The organism is Candidatus Fokinia solitaria (genome assembly GCF_003072485.1).
Lineage (GTDB): Bacteria > Pseudomonadota > Alphaproteobacteria > Rickettsiales > Midichloriaceae > Fokinia > Fokinia solitaria.
This window is the reverse complement of the sequence record NZ_CP025989.1, coordinates 759254-778649: the sequence shown is the minus strand read 5'-3', so window position 1 is coordinate 778649 and position 19396 is coordinate 759254. Positions and strand designations below refer to the sequence as shown.

Sequence of the window (19396 nt, the reverse complement as noted above, 5' to 3'; positions counted from 1 at the left end):
AATTGCCAAAAAGTAGCACGTGGTACCAGCTTATTTTTTTCTAGCAATCATCAATCCATCACAAGTTGGAATAATAGTTGTGTCGAATGCGTCGTTAGTACAAACATGTGAGTTGAAAGCATCTATAGCATTTCCAACATTAGAGGTGTTAGAGTGAAATGATGTAACATTATCCGCTACGAATAGTCCGCCTTTTTTCAAGTATTTCGACGTAGTTTGAAAGCAGTGCATATACTCTGATTTAGCACCATCGCAGAATACAAAGCCGAAATTAACTCCAAACTCTGCTAGAAGTTTTTGAAGATTGATATCTCTTTCTTCTTTAGATTTACCATCGTTTAGGTATAACTTTACCTCGCACTTAAAATTGTACTTCTCAAGATTATTCTTAGCGATTGCAAGTCTCTCATGTGATTTTTCCACGGAAATCAGAGTACTACCATGTTGCATACCTGCTGCTAACCATGCGGTGGAATATCCAACGAATGTGCCAATTTCTAGTGCAAAAGTTGGTTGCTGTGTTGCGATTAGCCATCGCAGTATAGAGCCTTCTACGGCTGTAATTTGCATATGTTGAAGTTCAGTAGGCGCTGAGTTTCTAATTTCCTCGAAATGATCTTCTGAAACGTTTTGAATAAACTTTGAGATATATTCGTACTGAGATGACGAAGACGATCTGATTTTTGACATGAAAACATCATGAAATTAGCTTGTAGTATTCCATAGTAAAGTTGTGATTGATTATTTACTATAATCCTCTTATTTCTGCTGAAAATTGATCTTTTGAAAAGGCGATAATTTCTCCAAGAACGGAGTCAATTTCTTCAGTAGAGAGTGTACCGTCATCTTTCTGCAATTCAAATTTTATACCAAAATATTTGATATCCGACATTTGTGATTGATATATGTCAAACAATTTTATCTCCTTGATAATGCTGAAGTTCTTACAAAAGGAATGTAATTTCTGCACTACGAAAGCAGATTCTATCATAGAAGTAACTCCAAGAGATAAGTCTCTTGTTGCTTTCTGAAATTCTGAAAAATTCTTTTTATCGCTTATAGTATTAGTTTGCAAATTGCATAATTTTTCGTAGAAGATTTCAAATAGAAATATGTCGACATCGATCTCATATTGTTCTGCTATCGTTGGATGTAATGCACCGCAGTACCCGATTATGATAGAATCTTTTACTATCGCTGCGCTTTGGTAAGGATGATAGTATTGTGGCGCGCCTGTATTGCGTACCTCGCAGTTATAATGCAGCATATCGCCGTCTTTTAATAAGGACTGCGCAAGATTCATGAATTTACCGATGACTGCCATTATATCATCTCTTATATCGAAAAAATCATACTTTCTATGAGAATTACCGCCAATTCTCATGCCACTGATCATTTTACATTCTTGTTTTTGTTCAAAAACGTTTCCTATTTCGAAGAGTGACATATTCTTGTTATCTCTGCTAAGATTTTTCACTATCATGCTCAGCATGCTAGATGGAATATTATGCCGCATTATGGCAAAGTCCTTATTAATAGGATTCAGTATTTCGAGTGGATCATTATTATAAAAAAACTCACTTATTTCTTTGCTTATAAAGCTCCACGTGATAGCTTCATTCAGACCGCGTGCGAGTAATGTTTTTCTTACTGTTTCTTCATTATTATTCGTAGTTGCAGCGAGATACTCAGAAGTTAATTGTACGTTAATACCTTCGAATTTCCCTGAGATATTATCTAAATTCAGAAATCTAACTATCTCTTCAACTACATCCTCAACATGTGAAATATCACTTACTCTATAGTACGGTACGAGTAGTTCAAATTCGTCCTCCTTAACATTTTTTATGTGAAAACCAAGCGGATTAAGAATATCGAAAATTGTCTTTTTAGATAATTTTACTCCCGTGATACTTTCAATCTCTGTAAGTGAAAATGAGATCGTCTTTTTAGGAGATTCGTGCGTTTTATATTCTACGCTTTGCATTCCTTCTACGGAGAAGTGAAACTCTTTTTTGAGAAAGTTTACAAACTGATTGATAGCAGATTTTCGAAAAACACTTTCTTCATTATCTTGATATTCATAGCAGGCTTTTTTTCCAATGAAGCGCAAAGATGCGTCACTTGTTATACCTGTTGAATTAGCAATTTTTTGTACGACAGAAGGTGCAAATTCTGCAATTTCCACAAGAATATTACAAGTATTAGATGTGACCTTTGTACTATCTACTCCTATGATGCCAGGAAGTGCAATAATTTTATTTTCATCCGTTATGATGCAGTCGATAGCATCGTACTCTTTGCCGTTTAAAGCTTTGAATCTTTGAGGCTTTTCGATTTTTTTTACGGAAATTTTCCCTGATATTGTTGCTGCATCATACATGTGTATCGGAATGCCGCTTTCCATCATGAAGAAGTTTCCTACATCGACGATTGGATTATCAGTAGCTGCTTTCATGCAAAACATAAGCAATCTTATGTCATGTATTTTGAAGCTTCCTTGAGGTATTACGCCATTCTTTAATGATATTACGGTAAAACTTTTGCACGTCTCTCTATCGACTTCGTGAATTTTTGATATCTCATTCGCTTCGACTATGTCATCAATTCCAAAATAAGAGGATACTTTTTGATATTCATCGTGTAATTTGATTAATCCTGCAGTATTCATCTCTCTTAGTAAACCGATCATACTCAAACAATCGCTTCGTCTATTTGGCAGTACCGAAATCTCTATCAATACATCGTCGATATCAAGTAACTTTACTAGCGGTGTGCCTATGTCAATATGATCATTGACTATCACAATACCATCGATGCTATCTTCCATTTGCACTTTCGTCTCAAAGGCAAATTGAGGAATACCGAGTTCTTCTATACTGCATAACATGCCACTACTTTCTACGCCTCGAATTACCCTTTCTGTAATAGTGAAATCAGCGGAGATGACTGCGCCTATTTTAGCGACGATCACTTTGCCTTTTCTAACATTACTTGCGCCGCAAACGATTTGCTTTGGCGGTTCATTTCGTGAAGTGAGAACTGAGCATATTGCTAAGCTTTCAGCATTGTGATGCCTTGTGCATTCAATGACTTCTCCTACAACAAAGTTATCGTACAATCTTTTATACTCCTCTCGTATTTCACACTCGAATCCGATGCGGCTTAGCCGATCTATTAATTCATCGTGTTGTACGAGAAGATCTCCATACTTCTTTAACCAATTCAATGTCAACAGCATGGTAGTCTCGAAGTTTACATTTACTAAGTGCTGATATCGTAATACTTAGCTTTTGCAGAACACAATTGCAATAATTACCAATATGGTATAATCTTCCGCAGTTATGGAAGCTTTATAGTATAAGTGCAATAAGATTATGTCATCGAATGAATTGACGACGATTTTAGTGAATCTCGGCCCTTTGGTAATTATAATATTGATGTTTTGGTTGTTCATTGTGAGACCGCAACAGAAGAAGGCAAAAGAACATCAAAAAGCGGTAAATGAAATGAAGCAAGGTACTGGTGTGATATTTGCAAATGGTATTAGAGGCGTTTTTCTGAGAAGAGAGGGAGAGAAGTTTTTAATGATTGAAATAGCGAGAGATGTTGTAGTAGGGGCGATTGCAGAGTCAGTAACGCATATTATTACTGATGATGAATCTTACAAGAATGATCAGACTGTGAAAGTTGAACAACGCGATAAAGCGAAGATCGCTGTAAAGAAAGAAGGAGAATTTACTAGAAGAAAGCCAAGATTTAGAACGAATAATAATAAGTAGTTTTACATAATTCTGTCTTATATAGCGTTTTGCCCCCTCTATTCATAGACAGTATGTATCAAATTTTCGCTTTAAACAGCGATTTATACTCCTTTGTATTGTATCGTGATGTATTTTTGATTACTCTCTAAGATATTGAGAAAATTGCATATTTAGTATGGAAAATACTCTTGTACCGATCGTTATAGAAAAATCAGGCAGAAGTGAAAGAGCTTTTGATATTTACTCAAGATTACTAAGAGATAGAGTAGTATTTGTAAACGGGCAGATTGAAGATCACATGGCTTCTGTTATAGTTGCGCAATTGCTGTTTTTAGAATCTGAAGCATCTGATAAGCCTATATCGATGTATATCAATTCTCCTGGTGGTGTAGTGACGGCAGGTATGGCTATATATGATACAATGCAATTCATTACGTCAGATGTGATGACAGTATGTATAGGGCAAGCTTGTTCTATGGGTTCGATGTTATTAGCTGGAGGTGCGCCAGGAAAACGGTATGCATTAAAAAATTCAAGAATTATGATACATCAGCCGTTAGGAGGCTATAGAGGACAAGCTACAGATATACAGATTCATGCTGCTGAAATGGCAAAAATAAAAAAGCTTTTGATTCAGCTATATGCGAAACATACTGGACATAGTGAAAAAGTTTTGTTCAATGCAATGGAAAGAGATAATTTTATGTCAGCGGACGAATCTATGAAATTCAACATAGTAGATAAAGTGTTGGAAAGTAAAAGCGGACTTCTCTTGTAATTGCTTTCTGAGAGAAGCGAGTGATGAGACTTTCGCTATTCTGTTATTTTCCTATGCAGAAATTGCTGAATATGTTGTCAAGTATTTCCTCTACGTCTACTTCGCCGATTAATAACGCGAGAGATTGCGCAATCTCTCTTATTACGTGTGCCTTGATGTCAAGGTATGCATTTTGAAGAGTTATGTATTCTTCTATTTTTGCAAGGGTGTTTTTTATAATATTCAGCTGACGGAGATTGCTTGTAAGAGTGAGTTCATCGTATTCAATGTACGTTTTCTCGAGGAGACTCACTAATGTATGCACTTTTGTAGCAGTTTTAGCAGAAAACGTGATAGCATGCACTTCCACATGATTCTTTACGCGTGCTTTTATCGCTTCGATTATATCTGTGTTGTATTCTTGAGTACAAGATAAGTCGCTTTTATTATATAGAAGTACTACTTTCTGTAAAAATTCTATCTTTTCTAAAGATATCTTAGATTCTATTTGTTGATATTGGTCTGTAATGTCAGCAGTTGTATCTATGACGATAAGTACTATGTTTGCCGATGTTACGCACTCTACTGCTCGATGCATGCCAAGATTTTCGATAATATCCAAGCTTCCGTCTCTAAGTCCTGCTGTATCATAAAATGTGTATTTTATGCCGTTAATTTCTTTTGATGCAGAGATGATATCTCTAGTTGTACCTGAAATATCAGAAACTATAGCGATATCTTCATCAGTAATAAGATTGATGATGGAAGATTTTCCTACATTCGGTACTCCGATCACAATTACTTTTATTCCTTCGAATATAGCACGACATTCATTACTACGCATATAATGTGCTTGCATATCATTTCGTAAGCTGAAAATTGCATGTTCTACGGACATTAGCGCTTCTTCCGGTACTTCTTCTGAAGAAAAATCTATTAGTGCTTCCATCTTATACATACACTCTATGACTGCGGCACGCCATCGTTTATATGTCTTATGTAATTTACCTGACATTTGTGCCAGTATCGTACGTCGCTGCATGCTTGTTTCTGCTTGCAGAAGCTCGGATAATGCCTCTACATCCGATAATGACATTTTACCGTTTTTAAAGGCGCGTTTCGTGAATTCGCCTCTTTCAGCTTCTCTTAAAAAGGGTATTTTCCCTAATTCTTCAAGAATTCCATTAATAACCGCTACACTGCCATGTACGTGAAATTCTACTACATCCTCTCCTGTAAATGTATTAGGCGCTAAAAAATACACGCACATACAGTCATCGAGTTGTGCACCGTCAAATTGTGAAAAGAGCTTTGTTCGAAAAAGTACTCTAGCAGTTGAACTCACAGTACATTGAAGTAATTTTATTGCTTCGATAGCACGTTCTCCAGTAATTCTAATAATAGCAATGCCTGACTTTCCAAATGGGGTAGAAAGTCCGTAAATTGTATCATCCATTATACAATCATATTACTATGTTTTAGCAAACGACAGAATTGTAACAAAAGATGCGCCATTGTTTAATAGTAAGCTTGTGCATTGTTGCATTGTAGCGCCGGTTGTCATGACATCATCTATTAACAGCACATGTTCATTTTTTATGCGATGTAATAACTTCTTGTTGATTGTGAAAGCACTTTTTACATTTTCCACTCTCTCTTTTTCTGATAGATTTTTCTGTATTTTATTATATTGCTTTATAAGAATATTAGCTAAATACGGCTTTTTGATGGATAAACTAATATCCTTTGCCATTACAGCTGCATGATTATATCCTCTCTGACGAATTGCGCTGCTATGCATCGGTACTGGCACTACTAATGAAGTCATCTCAAATCTTTCTCTATGTATGAGAAATATCCTAGAAAGCATGCGATGAATGAAGTATTGCGCATTGTTCTTAAATGACATCATCAGATTAATTACAACGTGAGTATATAAAGTAATGCATATTACTGTATATCTCTCTCTGTTTTCATATAACTCTTCAAATGGAATGAATACCTCTTCTTTGTTATTTTGTTTTAAGTGTTGCTTCTCGCATAAACAGTAAGATGGACTATTATATTCTGTGATCTCTCCGCAATACTCACAATGTGAATTCCATATAAAATGGACGTTATTCCAACAATCAGCGCATAAAGTATCATACTCTAGTACTTCAGTTTTACAGCACATGCACGATGGTTGACTGATGAAAGTCGAAAGAAATCGTATTATTCTCAGCAGAGGGTAAAACATTTTGATGACTAATACTTCAGCTTTAAAATTTTAGTACCGATCGAAGTATGGTAATGTATGAGGAAATTGCAATGCTGAGATTTTTATGCTTATGATAAGCTTGTTATATAAAAAAAGAGACAATGAAGAAAAAACTTGAGTACGGTAAGTTATATCCGAGTATAGTACGGCTTATGATTACTGATGCATTGAGAATGATAGAGGAGAAAGAAAGTGCTTTAGATTTTTGCATTCATCTTACATGTGATACTTATCATCGTGGTGTAGTAGTATCGTCTGTTTTGAGAGAGAGATATCCATATGAAGTGCAAGTTACATTACAGCCGCCATGCAAGGATTTTAAAGTCTCTCATGAAAAACTTTCCGTAACTGCTGCATTTGATGAATTAACGGAGCATGTAGTTATTCCACTAGCAGCTTTGAAACGATTCGAAGATGTTATTGCCGGTATTAGCGTTGATTTTGAAGCGCTAAGAAGCATCGATAAAAGACCAGCTAATTACCAAAGCGATATAGATACAAGTGTTTTGAATCGATTTACCGATAGCGATGGAGTAGCCATATTAGATGCGAGGAATATTTTCATCAAAACACGTTAAATTTTCATCAAATTGATGAATTTGTTGTATCTTTCAAGCCAGGCAATTTCGTTTTCATGAAGCATCGAGTATTCTATGAGAGTCGCATCGAATGGTATTATGGTAAGAGGGATAAAACACATATAAGAATCATGTATCTGTTCTTGTAGCATGCTCTTTTCAGTTGTAGATAGAGATGCGCACTTTTTCACATAGTAGAGATTCTCTATTCTGATTCCATACTTTTGCGGAAAGTACAGTGCTGGCTCTATCGATAGTATTGTGTTTTCTGTAATAGCTTCATTGCAGTTTGACGATATGTAGTACGGCCCTTCGTGTACATTTAAAGCGAAGCCAACGCCATGCCCGGTAGAATGTTGATAATCAAGATGCTGCTGCCATACATGATATCGTGCTAATGAGTCTAACTGCGCGCCAGTAGTACCTTTAGGAAAAATAGCGCTTGCAAGCATGATGTGAGATTTTAGTACGAGAGTGAAATGTTTCTTTACTTCTATCAAATCGCTTTCAGAGAATTTTCCATTAGTAGATTGCACTAATATAGTACGTGTTACATCGGTAGTGCCGCACGTATATTGAGAGCCTGCATCTATGAGATACAGATTATACTGATTATTATAAGCAGTGCTAGAAGGAGAAATATCAGAGGAAAATTTGTGATTATAATGAGGCATTGCAGCATTTTCATTAAGTGCTGAGATCGTTGAAAAGCTTTCTTTAATGTAGTGTTGTTGTGCGGATTTGTATTTATGAAGAGCGTTCGAAAAGTCTTCTTCGATAGTAGCATTGCTACCATTGAAAGTGCTGACAAACTCGAAAAACTTGTCAAACGCTATAGCATCATTTTGATGTGCTATTTTTATATTTTCTAATTCTTCCTGCGTTTTTATCGCCTTTAGTTTTCTTGAAGCATCGATAGTATCGAGAAAGATTTCAGAATATTCGGCGTTATGTGTTATAGTGGCGAATTTGTTGTACAAGTTAGTGGAGAGAGAGCGATATTCTATTTCTATTTTAATATTATTTTCCGCTAAAGTGATAATGCTTTGCGGTAACTCTGATATATGTTTGATATCATACAAGATATTGAAAATGTCAGTTGTATTATTGTTTTGAAAGAGGATATCTTTTTTGTCATATTCGGCAGGCATTACTAACAGTATGCCGTTTAATGCCATGCTATATCCATTCTCGGTATCTCTAATGCCTAGTAGCCATGATACAGATTCTGTAGATGAAATAAGCTTTGCATTTTTCACGCTTCGTATTTGTGCAATTCTGATATCTGCTTTGTTATTCAGTAAAAGTATGTCTTTTTTAAATTGATCTCTGTGTTCAAAGGCGCGTAATACATTATCTGGTATTGCTACAAATTCGAATTTAGAAAAATTCTGATAAGAGAAAAGTTCATTGATAGTAGTATTATGATCGTCGTACCATACTATAGCCTGGTCTTGAAGTAGTAATAAATTCAGCGTCTCAAAAAGAGAAGATGTCATTATACTGCGTACTATTACGTGCGATAGATGTTGAAAGTGTTTTTCCGCATACGATAGATATCTTCCATCTACCATTACGATAAGTTCTTTCTGTGTAACAAGAAGAATATAATTCGAAGATTGAAAATTTATGGTATGAGAAACAATATACGGTAGGATATAGCTTTGTGCGGATGAAAAAACGTCGTCCTTCTTATTTGTAATAATTGCACAATCAACACAATGATGTTGCATTTTTTTTCTGAACGAAGATAGAAAGTTTTCCATATTGAGTATGAGAATTATTTTATTTGCCAAAGATTTAAGTTCAATTTTTCTATTAAAGCGATATGTTTTTGCTTTTCTTCTTCTGAAAGAGCAATTTCTGTTACGTTATATGCATCAATAGATGTTTCCGGACGCACTGTTCTCGTAAGAAAAATTTCATTTTGCGTTGGCGCCATCATGTTCATAAAAACACGTGCTAAGAGAGTGACGTCTATAAGAGCGCCATGCTTTTCTCTTTCATCTAGCGAGATGGAGAATCTTTTACATAAAGCATCTAAGGAGTTTTGCGCCCCGGGGTACTTTGCGCGTGCGATTTGTAGTGTGTCTATTACTCTGTCGTAAGACAATTGCACTTTATTCGGCATCTGCCCAAGTTCATGATTCAAAAATTTGATGTCGAATTTTGCATTATGGATTACTAGTACGGAATCTTCTATGAAAGCTAAAAATTCGTCTGCGATCTTCGAAAATTCCTTGTACTGTTTCAGAAATTCGGCTGAAATACCATGAATTCTAAAAGCTTCCTCCGATATTGTAACGTTAGGATTAACATACGTATGAAAGGATTGCCCAATAGTTTTACGATCTAAAACTTCGATGCATGCAATCTCTATTATCTTATCGCCATTCTCCGGATTTAGACCTGAAGTTTCGACATCCAATACTATTTCTCTCACTGCAATTCTTTCCAACCCGTTCTTATAACAATTCTATTTAAAAATACCATAAACATCGCATTAGCAAATACATTAATGAAAGTAATGAGACAATCTAGCAATATGTATAACGCTGTGATAGTTGAGAGTTCTCTCTCTCCATATCCGAAGCAATGCTGAAGAATTGGTAACATTACTATGATACCGCCGCCTGGTATTGCCAATACTGAGAATTTTGTTATGACGAAATAAATGGTAAAAACGATGTATGAGTAAAGATCTATTGGTGGAAATCCATACATTTTCCCTACTATAAAACTGATAATTGGTATTGTAATACAATCTCCTACAAGATGATTATTAATACTTATTGGAGTGGCTATTTCAGCAATATTGCAAGCGTTGTACTTCTTTTTGAGAGTTTGTAGTAACGCTGGTAATGTTATCATGCTGCACATGCTTATTCCTCCAAGTAGCGCAATTGGTATTACTTTACCTATGAATTGAAACAGTTCGTCAGGATCTCTAAAACATATCACGCTTATCGCAGACAAATATATACCGTACGTAATGAGTAGAAATACTATTGCGTTAGGAAAGTTTGCCGAAAGTGTGGTAAGTAATCCATCATGTTGTAATTGTGATATTGCGCCTATTACGTAAGGAGGGATCATACATCTTATAAAGATGAAAAAGCCTTTTAAAGCGATATCTAATCGTTCTATTATTTTATCACCACCTCTATTTTTGACAAATATTCCTATAACGATGCCGAGTACTATCGTTAAGCTTATAGGAATAAATCTTGGTAACGTCATACGATAAAGAACATTCAATTTTTCAGCATTACCAATATTCGTTGTAGCTATGAATGTGGTGTTTATCATGCCTTTGAAGATGTATGCTGCAAGCGTATTGAGAGTGTTTGATAATATAATGAATGCTATTGTAAGCGCTACAAGCCTTGTCATATTCATACCTATTTTTGCAGTATTTTTGACAAAAAGGGTGATTACTCCAAATGGTAATACAAATAATATAATCTCTTTTGCATTTATGCTGATCGTATATAACATCTCTTTGAGATGTATCGACATATGCTTTCCGTCATCCAATACTATAAAAATAATTGTGAGGAAAAAGATTAGCTGAAATATTCTATTCATTATACTTTGTTACTAACTATAGACGAGGCAGGTTATACTATTTTTATAAAAATTTAAATTATATAAATGCACATGATATTGTCGTTTCAATCGCACGTCTGTTACGGGTATGCAGGTAATAGCGCTGCTACCTTCATTTTCCAAAGATATTTCTTGGAGACAATTATAGTACATACGGTATATTTTACTAATCATACTGGCTATGGAAAATCATTCGGTAAAATCGTTTCTCATGAAGATATAAAAACTGTTTTAGATGGTTTATGGACGATGGGATTTTGGCAAAATATCGATGCTGTTGTATCAGGGTATATCGGTTCTGAAATGAATGGCAACGCCTTGCTTGAAATGATAGAAAAATCCGCAGAGAATTCATTGAAAATACCTGTATTTATGGATCCAGTAATGGGAGATGTCGGAAGAGGAGTATTTGTTAAAGATGATGTTGTAAGCTTCTTTAAAAAGAATGTTTTAAAATATGCCGATGTAATTACTCCTAATCAATTTGAAGCTGAATTGCTGTCAGAAATGAAGATAGAAAATATGGAAGACGCGAAGAAAGCTGCTGTGCGTTTGTATAATGGAATGAAAAGTAGAGATAGTCGAAGATTAGTGATAATAAAAAGCATTTTACATGATGTAGGTAACGAATTATCAAATCTTATGTTTAATGGTAGTGAGTATTTTGTGATCACTACCAAGTCGTATGATTTCGCAATGCACAATATGCGCGTACCAGGTGGATTTGGTGATGTTTTCATGGCTTTATTTTCAAGTCATTATATTACCACGAAAGACGCAGTAGCTGCGCTAGAAAATGCTACAAATAGTATTTTTGAAATTACAGAAAATACCTTTCAAAAGAAAAGAGGGGAATTAGATATTATTGGCTGTCAGGAGAAAATTGGAATGATGCGGAAGAGTAATAAGTTTGTGGTGAAAAAGATGTAGAACATGAAAAATGATGGTGCTATCATGATAGGTAAATACTTTTTGTTTGAGATTCATTTCTAGTGGCAGTAGTTGTAAGATTTGCACCGTCTCCAACGGGCTACATACATGTTGGAAATGCGCGTGCTGCGCTAATTACCTGGCTGTTTGCGCGTTCGCATAAGGGGTATATGTTGCTAAGGATTGATGATTTGGACGTTACTCGCTCAGAGGAGCGTTATACTGAACAAATAATTACTGATTTGTCTTGGCTTGGCATAGATTGGGATTATAAATTTACTCAGACTTCGCGGAGAAGTAGATATCAAGAAGTTGTGCAGATGTTGTATGCAAGTGGCTTCCTGTACAAGTGTTATGAAACTAAGAGTGAGTTACAGGCTAAGAAAGAGAGAAATTTAATAGAGAAGAAGCCACCAATCTACGATAGAGAATCGCTGTATCTCACTGATGAACAGAGAAGTGAATTTGAAGCTGCTGGTAGAAAATGTTACTTTCGTTTCAAGATACCAGATGATATCGAAATCACCTGGATGGATGAAATAAAAGGTGAAATTTCCGTTCCTAGTAATTCTTTGAGTGATCCAATAGTGATGACTGCAGATCAGCACCCGCTATATAATTTTGCATCAGTCGTAGACGACTACGATTATGGAGTGACTCATATCATTAGAGGAGAAGATCATCTGACCAATACCGCTTTTCAAATACTGTTGTTTAAGGCATTAGGTGCGATTGAAAGGAAAGAAGAGAGCAGAATTACCGATGACGTGATGTTGAAGCATAGAAAGTTTTGCTTACTGAAGCAGCAAGAAGGTAGTTTATCGAAATTCAAAGAAGTAGATTGTAGGTATAGACCGCAAGAAGACTTTCAGTCTTTCAATGACGGAAGAAAAAACAAAGATATTCCAGTTTTTGCACATCTTTCATTATTTTATGGACATGATGCTGAGATTTCGAAACGTCTTGGAGGATTTGATATAAAAGGTTTAAGAGAGGATGGCATTCATCCGATGGCTATAAATAGTTTCTTAGCAAAGATTAATACTTCAATGACGATAGATACTTCTATGTCATTGAATGAGTTGATTAATGATTTTGGTATAGAATGTTATAATAAAAGTAATGTTTGTTATGACAAAAGTAATCTTATATCTCTAAATGCTGCTTTATTTCGCAACATGAGTAATGATGTTTTTATACAAGCTTTCCGAGAATATCATGATATGTGTATGAAAAATGGTATTGAAAGAAGTGTACAGAATCATGCTTTAGTTGAAAAAGTAGAGAGTGATAATGATATGCTATGGAGAATTGTGAGAGAAGAAGTTAATACATTTCCGGATGTATATGAATGGCTAGTAGCGCTGTATGGAAGTGCAGAATCACAACTATCTTCTATCGATAAAGAATTCGCGGATAAAGCATTGGCATTAATGCAGAAGTATGAGTCTTTTGATGAGGAGAAAGCAAAAGTATTCACACATGAGTTAAAAGATGCTGTAGGTTTGGATAAAATGAAGTTTTTCAAAGCGTTCAGACATGCTTTAATAGGAAGAGAAGTTGGCCCTGAAGTATGGAAGATCCTTGTAGCGCTTGGTAAGCAAAGAGTGCAATATAAGCTTGAATCGATTTAGTAGATGAGTGTATGTAGATTATGTGTGGATGACGACAGTGTTGGAGAGAGGATTGATACATTTATATTTCACAATATTGAAGCACTTTCGGCATATGATAATGTTCTCTATTCGAGAAATTCAGTACAGAATCTAATTGCATATGGATGTGTATCATGTAATGAGAGCGTCATTCTCAAATCATCTTACAGAGTTAGAAAAAACGATGTAATACAAATTTCTTTTACGGCAAAAGATTACGCTGCAAATATAGTCACTGCAAAGAAAAGTATAAATGATGTTTTTGCAGAATATGATATACGGCTGCTTTATGAAGATGAACATTTTCTTGCTATAGATAAACCAGCTAACCTTGTAGTGCATCATGGTGCTGGAACTTCCAAGCTTATTACTCTAACTGATATATTATCTCATGTTGCAGATTTGCAATTATCTTTTAATGAGTCTTTTCGTGCAGGTATAGTGCATCGCTTGGATAAAGATACAAGCGGAGTAATGCTTATTGCCAAGACAGAAGTATTTCATAATAAAATTTCCGATAAAATACAGAATAAAGAAGTAAGGAGAAAGTACATATGTTTTGTTCATGGTATGCCGATTCCTCCAGTAATGAAACTTACGAGTTATATTGCGAAAGATAGATGTGCAAGTAGTGTAAAGATGAAAAGTACAGATGATGAAAGTGGAAAATACGCTGTTACAAATTATCGGCTATTAGGAAGTATATTTGATGTACTGAGTGCGATTGAATGTGAATTAGAAACGGGTCGTACGCATCAAATTAGAGTGCATATGAGTGAGCATGGACATCCTATTATAGGAGATCTCATATACTCAAAGGAGAGATGTATAAAGCACCTTATTATGAAACTACAGAAGTGCGCGAATAAAAGTGATATGAGTGATATGAATGCTACAGAAATAATAGATGAGACGATCAATGAATTAACAAGAGTAAGAAGACAGCTTTTACACTCAAAAGCGATATCTTTCGTACATCCGATTACTCATCAACACTTGATAATAAAAGCGCAACTAAGAGACGATATGCTAAAACTAGCTACTTGTACAATTTCGCCATCGTATAGCGAATTTTAGAAGAATATGTAAGCAATCTAAGTGCTAAAAGAGTATATAAGCTTATTCTGAGAAGGTATGCGATTTGTGGATATAAAGTATCTCTTGTAGGTGGTATAAAATCGGTAGAAATTGTGCATTCTTTATCTATTTCAGTTTCTTTTATTACGTCTCCTAGCGGATTGATAATGCCGCTAATGCCATTATTGGATACTCTGATTACAGATTTTCCATATTCTAAAGCTCTAGCTATTGCATGTGAAAAATGTTGTTGCATTCCGATAGTGCCAGAACACCATATGTCGTTTGTGATGTTTAATATGACGTCTTCATCTCCTTTAGTATTATTGAGGTAGTAGCGATCAAAAATGATTTCATAACATATATACGGTGCGACTCTTATATTACCTCTTTCCATAACGATTCGACTACTGCTAGTGCCTACTGTGTATTCTTCAATGTTTATGGATACAAGAGGATATACGGACTGTAGCATGAATTTTAGCGGATTATACTCTCCAAATGGCACAAGAGTGCGCTTATCATATATTGTTTTGATTCTGCCTAAATGATTTGCATATATCATAGAATTGTAATGCATATACCGTATATGCTGATCTTTTTGGTATTTTATATACGTATCTGCACCAACTATTAGATCGAATTTATTTTGCAGATATTCCATACATTCTAGAAATGGTGTATCTTTCGATAGCAAGAAAGGGAAAGCGCTTTCAGAGAAAATAACAATATTATGATTGTCGGTATTATTTTTCAGTGCCGCGTGTATTGCGCTATTGAATTTATACAATAACTCATAATTTGATACATTAACGCCTTTACGATTATTTAGTTGTATAATGTGGATCTTAGCATTTTGAAGTAAATTAGTATGATTTTCTTCATATTGCGATATACCTGCATGATTCAATAAGAGTGATGAAATTAGCAATCCTATTATGAGCATGCATGCTTTACTCTCTTTTTTATTAAGCAAGCCGAAAAGCAAAGCTGGTATAAAAATTGAGAAAAATATCACTAATAATCCACTTCCCCAACTTCCTACCGATGAGAGAAATTGTCTAAGAAGTCTATTACCTAGTAGAGTATGACTAATCGGATTCCACGGAAATTTTACGCAAATAAAGTGTCTGAGATCTTCAAACGCTACTGATAGAAGGCTGAATGTTGCTATCGCGCTAATTGTTATTTGTTTAGAATCTTTCGTTACACGTCTCTCAAAATAGTAAAAGGTAGCGGTACATAGCCCTTGAAATAAGGCTAATGCAGGAATAGCTATTGTAAATAATCCGGCAGCAAGTAAATAGCATATCAATTTTTGTTCCGGTATTGCTAAGAATGGCGGTTCTTTTATCCACGATAGACTGATGTATAGATATCCTAAGTTGAAAAAGAAGCCACTTTTAAATGCCTCGATGCAGCTTCGATCGTAAAAATAAACGCAGCAAAAGAGCGTGAAAAAACTTAATGGAGTACTTGTAAGAGAATAGTATGGTGCAAATCCGAGTATCAGTAATATGCCAGCAGTAAAGCATATTATATATCTTATGTAATTTATTCTATTTCTCATATATTTATACCGATGTTATGTTTGTGCGCATTTCCAATGCTACTTTCAAAGTACTTTCATCCATATAATCCAAGTCTCCTCCCATTGGTATGCCGAATGCGATTTTCGATATTTTAATATCCTGATTATTCTTACTTATAGTATTCGATATATAATGCGAAGTGACCTGTCCATCTAGTGTTGCACCTATACCAATTATTATCTCTTTTACCGATTTATCAGCGATTCTATGAAGCAATTGTTCTATCGGTAATGATGCAGGAGTAACGTTATTAATTGCCGATAATAATCCTCCTAAGACATGGTACTTTCCTTTAAAAGCGTGTGCTTTTTCCATAGCCCAGAGAGCATTAACGTCCTGTACTATGCATATTATCGCATCACTTCTCCGTTCATCTCTGCATATATAACATGGATTTTCTACATCAATATTGCAGCATATATCACATCTTTGCGCGTTCTCATCTATGATGTGCAGTGCAGAAATCATTTCTTTGAGTAGCTTTTTGTTTTCTGTGAGATGTAAAAGTACTCTTTGCGCAGATCTATTACCGAATGTTGGTAATCTTCGCATAAGGGCGATGGTCTCATTAAATGGATGTGTTGCTTTCATCGTTATAGTAATTGATACAAATTAAGAGAAGTTATGTTGTTCTGATGTTTGAAGCCAATTTACGTATAAATCATTGCACTTATCTTTAGGGATTGATGCTATTTTCGCTATAAATGGAATGTCATAAGGATGATGTACGGAAATGAATTTCATAAGATTGTCCTCGCATTTCTCTACGGTTTTTATAAGAAGTACTACTTCTTCAATATTTTGCATTTTACCTTCAGAGAGATAAAAAGACTGAGCACCTGGTATTAGATTAACGCAGAAGGCAAGTTTTTCATGCAATATCTTCATTGCAATCTCTTTTGCATCATGTGTTGTTTGAAAGGTAGTATAAATAATGGATATCATATTGAAAAATAGATTCAAAAAGCAGATAGACTACAGTGCTTTAGAAATTTAGATTATCTAGAATATTCATCATAATGTTTTATATGATATTTGCCATATGTTGTTTTTGAAGTTTTTTCCGATTTTTGCAACTATCCTGTTGTGTGTCGCGATAACGGTATATGAAAGCACGATCCCTCTAAGTTGGAAAGAGACGTTGCTTGGTATTAGTATGACTCTTAAAAATATCTTAATGAGTACGATACCTTTTGTGATATTTTCTTCCATTTACAAAGCTTTTTCCAAAATAGCCGCTGAAAGCATTACTTTTATTTTTATAATATTGCTTGCTATAGTGACATCCAACTTCTTGGCAGTAACGTTTTCCGGTGTTATAGGGTATTCATTTTTTACCTCTAGTGCTGGTGATGTATTGCAAGAAATATCGAGTAACGAATCTTTAAGACCGGCATTTATAGTACCTATGATGTGTACTATCTCCAATGGCACTGCTTTTTTATTAAGTATTTTATGCGTCTGTTTCGGAAAATTAAGTATAAAAAGAAAATGGTATATCATTTTAAATACTCTTATTGTTCGAGTAATTACTTACATGGGGAAAGCATGTTTATTCTTTTTGCGTAACGTATTTTTTCAGTTATTACCGCTGTTCGTCGGTGGATTCGTTATGAAATTGGTATATGAAAAAACATTTTATAATTTGGTGCGTTTTAGTGGAAAATTTCTTGTAGTAAGTGGTATCAGTATTACTTGTTATTTGCTTGTCATGTTTGGAGGTACCTTATTATTGAACTCATTAAGAAACTGGAAGAAAAATCTAGCAGGTACGATTATGCCCGCGATAACTGCATTTTGTACAATGTCTAGTCTAGCCGCTTTGCCATTTACAATAAGAAATGTAGAAAATGGCACTCGTAATAAGGAATTGTGCATCGCTTCTGCTAATGCAACTGTTACTACTCATATGGTTGGAGATGCTGTATTCATACCGCTTTTAGCTATTGCAATATTATCAGCAAATGGCGCTATAATGCCATCGTGTTTCAGTTATATGCTTTTCACTGTATGGTTTGTTTTAACGAAGTTTTCTGGCGCAGGAGTGCCTGGCGGTACTATTATTGTGATGATACCAGTACTAGAGCATTATCTTTGTTTTGATGAAACACTAAGCATGATGATTACTATGCTATATATAGTACTAGATCCTTTGATTACTGCGTGTAGTGTTTTTGCAAATAACATTTTTATACTGTACTTAGATAAAGTATTTTCCCTAATAAAGAAGCGTAAGGCAGTTAGTGAATATTAATTATCAGTAGCATATTAGTAGATAAATAAAGATAGAAAAAAATGAGAAAAACATATCGCGATAGCAAATGTAATGCCAAGGACATAGATAGAATAGTATATGAGATAAAGAGGCTTAATCTTGGCGCTTTTCCATCTCCGGCGCTTTTGGAAAGTTACGAAGAAGTCTGCCCTGGTATATCAAGAATACTCGCACAAATGATTCTGCAAAATGTGCAAAGACAAAAAGAACTTGATAGAGTGTATTCATACAGATCGAGTATTGTAATTCAAGTCATGAATTATTTAGCTTTTGCTGCAGGACTTGCATTTATCTTTATGTCGATCATTGCTTATAAGATCGCAAATAGCGTGCTTATAATGCTATTTACCAGTATTTTAGGCTTGACATTCACTGTAATGATGTATTACCTATTTAAGAGGATATTTTTTCTTGACGGTAAACTACACGTCATACCAATGTTTTATAAAGATAAGCAAAATTGGGACTTTGGTAGCGGTGTCGTTTTGAAAAAGGACAATATACGAAAGTAAATAAGTATTATGCCAACGATTAATCAGCTTATAAAGAACAAAGGAAGAGTGGATAAGAGAAGGAAGTCTAAGGTGCCAGCTTTGTGCGGATGTTCTCAGAGACGAGGCGTTTGTACAAAGGTGTATACTACCACTCCAAAGAAACCTAACTCTGCGTTACGTAAGGTAGCGCGTGTGCGCCTTACTACAGGCTTTGAGGTAATAGCTTATATAGGCGGTATAGGGCACAATTTACAAGAGCACTCTGTAGTACTTGTGAGAGGAGGACGTGTACCAGATCTTCCCGGAGTACGGTATCATGTAGAGCGTGGTACATTGGATACGCAAGGTGTGAAGAGTAGGATGCAATCTCGCTCCAGGTACGGTGCAAAACGTCCTAAAGGTTAA

19 protein-coding genes are annotated in these 19396 nt (G+C 35.1%); 9 read left to right on the top strand and 10 right to left on the bottom strand.

Features of this window, described 5'->3' with window-relative positions:
• Positions 1 to 30: 30 nt before the first annotated feature.
• Entirely contained in the window at positions 31 to 690 is a 660-nt protein-coding gene (locus Fsol_RS03455; RefSeq protein ID WP_108673490.1) for an O-methyltransferase, read from the bottom strand.
• A gap of 58 nt (positions 691 to 748) precedes the next feature.
• Positions 749 to 3241, bottom strand: a complete 2493-nt coding sequence (gene pheT / locus Fsol_RS03450) for a phenylalanine--tRNA ligase subunit beta (protein ID WP_108673489.1) — start codon at positions 3239 to 3241, stop codon at positions 749 to 751.
• Positions 3242 to 3377: 136 nt separating this feature from the next.
• Here pheT and yajC point away from each other — a divergent pair, with 136 nt between their 5' ends.
• Positions 3378 to 3782: a preprotein translocase subunit YajC gene (gene yajC, locus Fsol_RS03445; protein WP_108673488.1), complete on the top strand. Its 405-nt coding sequence runs from the start codon at positions 3378 to 3380 to the stop codon at positions 3780 to 3782.
• Between the two features lie 157 nt (positions 3783 to 3939).
• Positions 3940 to 4542, top strand: coding sequence for an ATP-dependent Clp protease proteolytic subunit (locus tag Fsol_RS03440; protein ID WP_108673487.1), 603 nt, complete (start codon positions 3940 to 3942; stop codon positions 4540 to 4542).
• 43 nt (positions 4543 to 4585) lie between these two features.
• Here Fsol_RS03440 and mnmE read toward each other — a convergent pair whose 3' ends face one another.
• Both mnmE and Fsol_RS03430 read right to left on the bottom strand, forming a co-directional pair.
• A complete protein-coding gene (gene mnmE, locus Fsol_RS03435; protein ID WP_108673486.1) occupies positions 4586 to 5977 on the bottom strand; it encodes a tRNA uridine-5-carboxymethylaminomethyl(34) synthesis GTPase MnmE in 1392 nt (463 codons plus the stop codon).
• 15 nt (positions 5978 to 5992) lie between these two features.
• Positions 5993 to 6697, bottom strand: coding sequence for a ComF family protein (locus tag Fsol_RS03430; protein ID WP_158521647.1), 705 nt, complete (start codon positions 6695 to 6697; stop codon positions 5993 to 5995).
• A gap of 185 nt (positions 6698 to 6882) precedes the next feature.
• On the opposite strand from Fsol_RS03430, the gene Fsol_RS03425 reads away from it, so the two are divergent.
• On the top strand, positions 6883 to 7359 hold the full coding sequence (locus tag Fsol_RS03425) for a ClpXP protease specificity-enhancing factor SspB (RefSeq protein ID WP_108673484.1): 477 nt from the start codon (positions 6883 to 6885) through the stop codon (positions 7357 to 7359).
• Here the strand turns inward: Fsol_RS03425 and Fsol_RS03420 are convergent.
• Genes Fsol_RS03420 through Fsol_RS03410 form a run of 3 tightly spaced genes read right to left on the bottom strand, consistent with a single transcriptional unit; the run spans position 7356 to position 10947 of the window.
• On the bottom strand, positions 7356 to 9092 hold the full coding sequence (locus tag Fsol_RS03420; protein ID WP_233485213.1) for a M24 family metallopeptidase: 1737 nt from the start codon (positions 9090 to 9092) through the stop codon (positions 7356 to 7358). The genes Fsol_RS03425 and Fsol_RS03420 overlap by 4 nt on opposite strands.
• A gap of 47 nt (positions 9093 to 9139) precedes the next feature.
• Entirely contained in the window at positions 9140 to 9817 is a 678-nt protein-coding gene (gene dnaQ / locus Fsol_RS03415; protein WP_108673482.1) for a DNA polymerase III subunit epsilon, read from the bottom strand.
• Entirely contained in the window at positions 9799 to 10947 is a 1149-nt protein-coding gene (locus Fsol_RS03410; RefSeq protein WP_108673481.1) for a cation:dicarboxylate symporter family transporter, read from the bottom strand. The genes dnaQ and Fsol_RS03410 overlap by 19 nt, the downstream gene beginning before the upstream one ends.
• A 72-nt stretch (positions 10948 to 11019) precedes the next feature.
• Here Fsol_RS03410 and pdxY point away from each other — a divergent pair, with 72 nt between their 5' ends.
• From pdxY to Fsol_RS03395, 3 genes are all read left to right on the top strand, one after another.
• Positions 11020 to 11898: a pyridoxal kinase gene (pdxY, locus tag Fsol_RS03405; protein WP_158521646.1), complete on the top strand. Its 879-nt coding sequence runs from the start codon at positions 11020 to 11022 to the stop codon at positions 11896 to 11898.
• Between the two features lie 62 nt (positions 11899 to 11960).
• A complete protein-coding gene (locus Fsol_RS03400) occupies positions 11961 to 13532 on the top strand; it encodes a glutamate--tRNA ligase (protein ID WP_108673479.1) in 1572 nt (523 codons plus the stop codon).
• A 3-nt stretch (positions 13533 to 13535) separates the two neighbouring features.
• Complete coding sequence (locus Fsol_RS03395; RefSeq protein ID WP_108673478.1) at positions 13536 to 14630, top strand: RluA family pseudouridine synthase; 1095 nt, start codon at positions 13536 to 13538, stop codon at positions 14628 to 14630.
• Here Fsol_RS03395 and lnt read toward each other — a convergent pair.
• The 3 genes from lnt to cutA are packed head-to-tail and all read right to left on the bottom strand — an operon-like array spanning position 14593 to position 17167.
• Positions 14593 to 16200: an apolipoprotein N-acyltransferase gene (gene lnt / locus Fsol_RS03390; protein ID WP_108673477.1), complete on the bottom strand. Its 1608-nt coding sequence runs from the start codon at positions 16198 to 16200 to the stop codon at positions 14593 to 14595. The genes Fsol_RS03395 and lnt overlap by 38 nt on opposite strands.
• 4 nt (positions 16201 to 16204) lie before the next feature.
• Positions 16205 to 16813 carry a recombination mediator RecR gene (recR, locus tag Fsol_RS03385; protein WP_108673476.1) on the bottom strand — a complete coding sequence of 203 codons (609 nt, stop codon included), beginning with the start codon at positions 16811 to 16813 and terminating at the stop codon, positions 16205 to 16207.
• Between the two features lie 21 nt (positions 16814 to 16834).
• Positions 16835 to 17167 carry a divalent-cation tolerance protein CutA gene (gene cutA, locus Fsol_RS03380; RefSeq protein WP_108673475.1) on the bottom strand — a complete coding sequence of 111 codons (333 nt, stop codon included), beginning with the start codon at positions 17165 to 17167 and terminating at the stop codon, positions 16835 to 16837.
• A gap of 106 nt (positions 17168 to 17273) precedes the next feature.
• Between cutA and Fsol_RS03375 the strand changes: the two genes are divergently transcribed.
• From Fsol_RS03375 to rpsL, 3 genes are read left to right on the top strand one after another with little or no spacing between them, the layout of a single operon-like run.
• Positions 17274 to 18476, top strand: coding sequence for a cation:dicarboxylate symporter family transporter (locus Fsol_RS03375; RefSeq protein ID WP_233485212.1), 1203 nt, complete (start codon positions 17274 to 17276; stop codon positions 18474 to 18476).
• 41 nt (positions 18477 to 18517) lie between these two features.
• The gene (locus Fsol_RS03370) at positions 18518 to 19009 is read left to right on the top strand and encodes a hypothetical protein (RefSeq protein WP_108673473.1); all 492 of its coding nucleotides are present in this window, start codon (positions 18518 to 18520) and stop codon (positions 19007 to 19009) included.
• A 9-nt stretch (positions 19010 to 19018) separates the two neighbouring features.
• Positions 19019 to 19396: a 30S ribosomal protein S12 gene (gene rpsL / locus Fsol_RS03365; RefSeq protein WP_108673472.1), complete on the top strand. Its 378-nt coding sequence runs from the start codon at positions 19019 to 19021 to the stop codon at positions 19394 to 19396.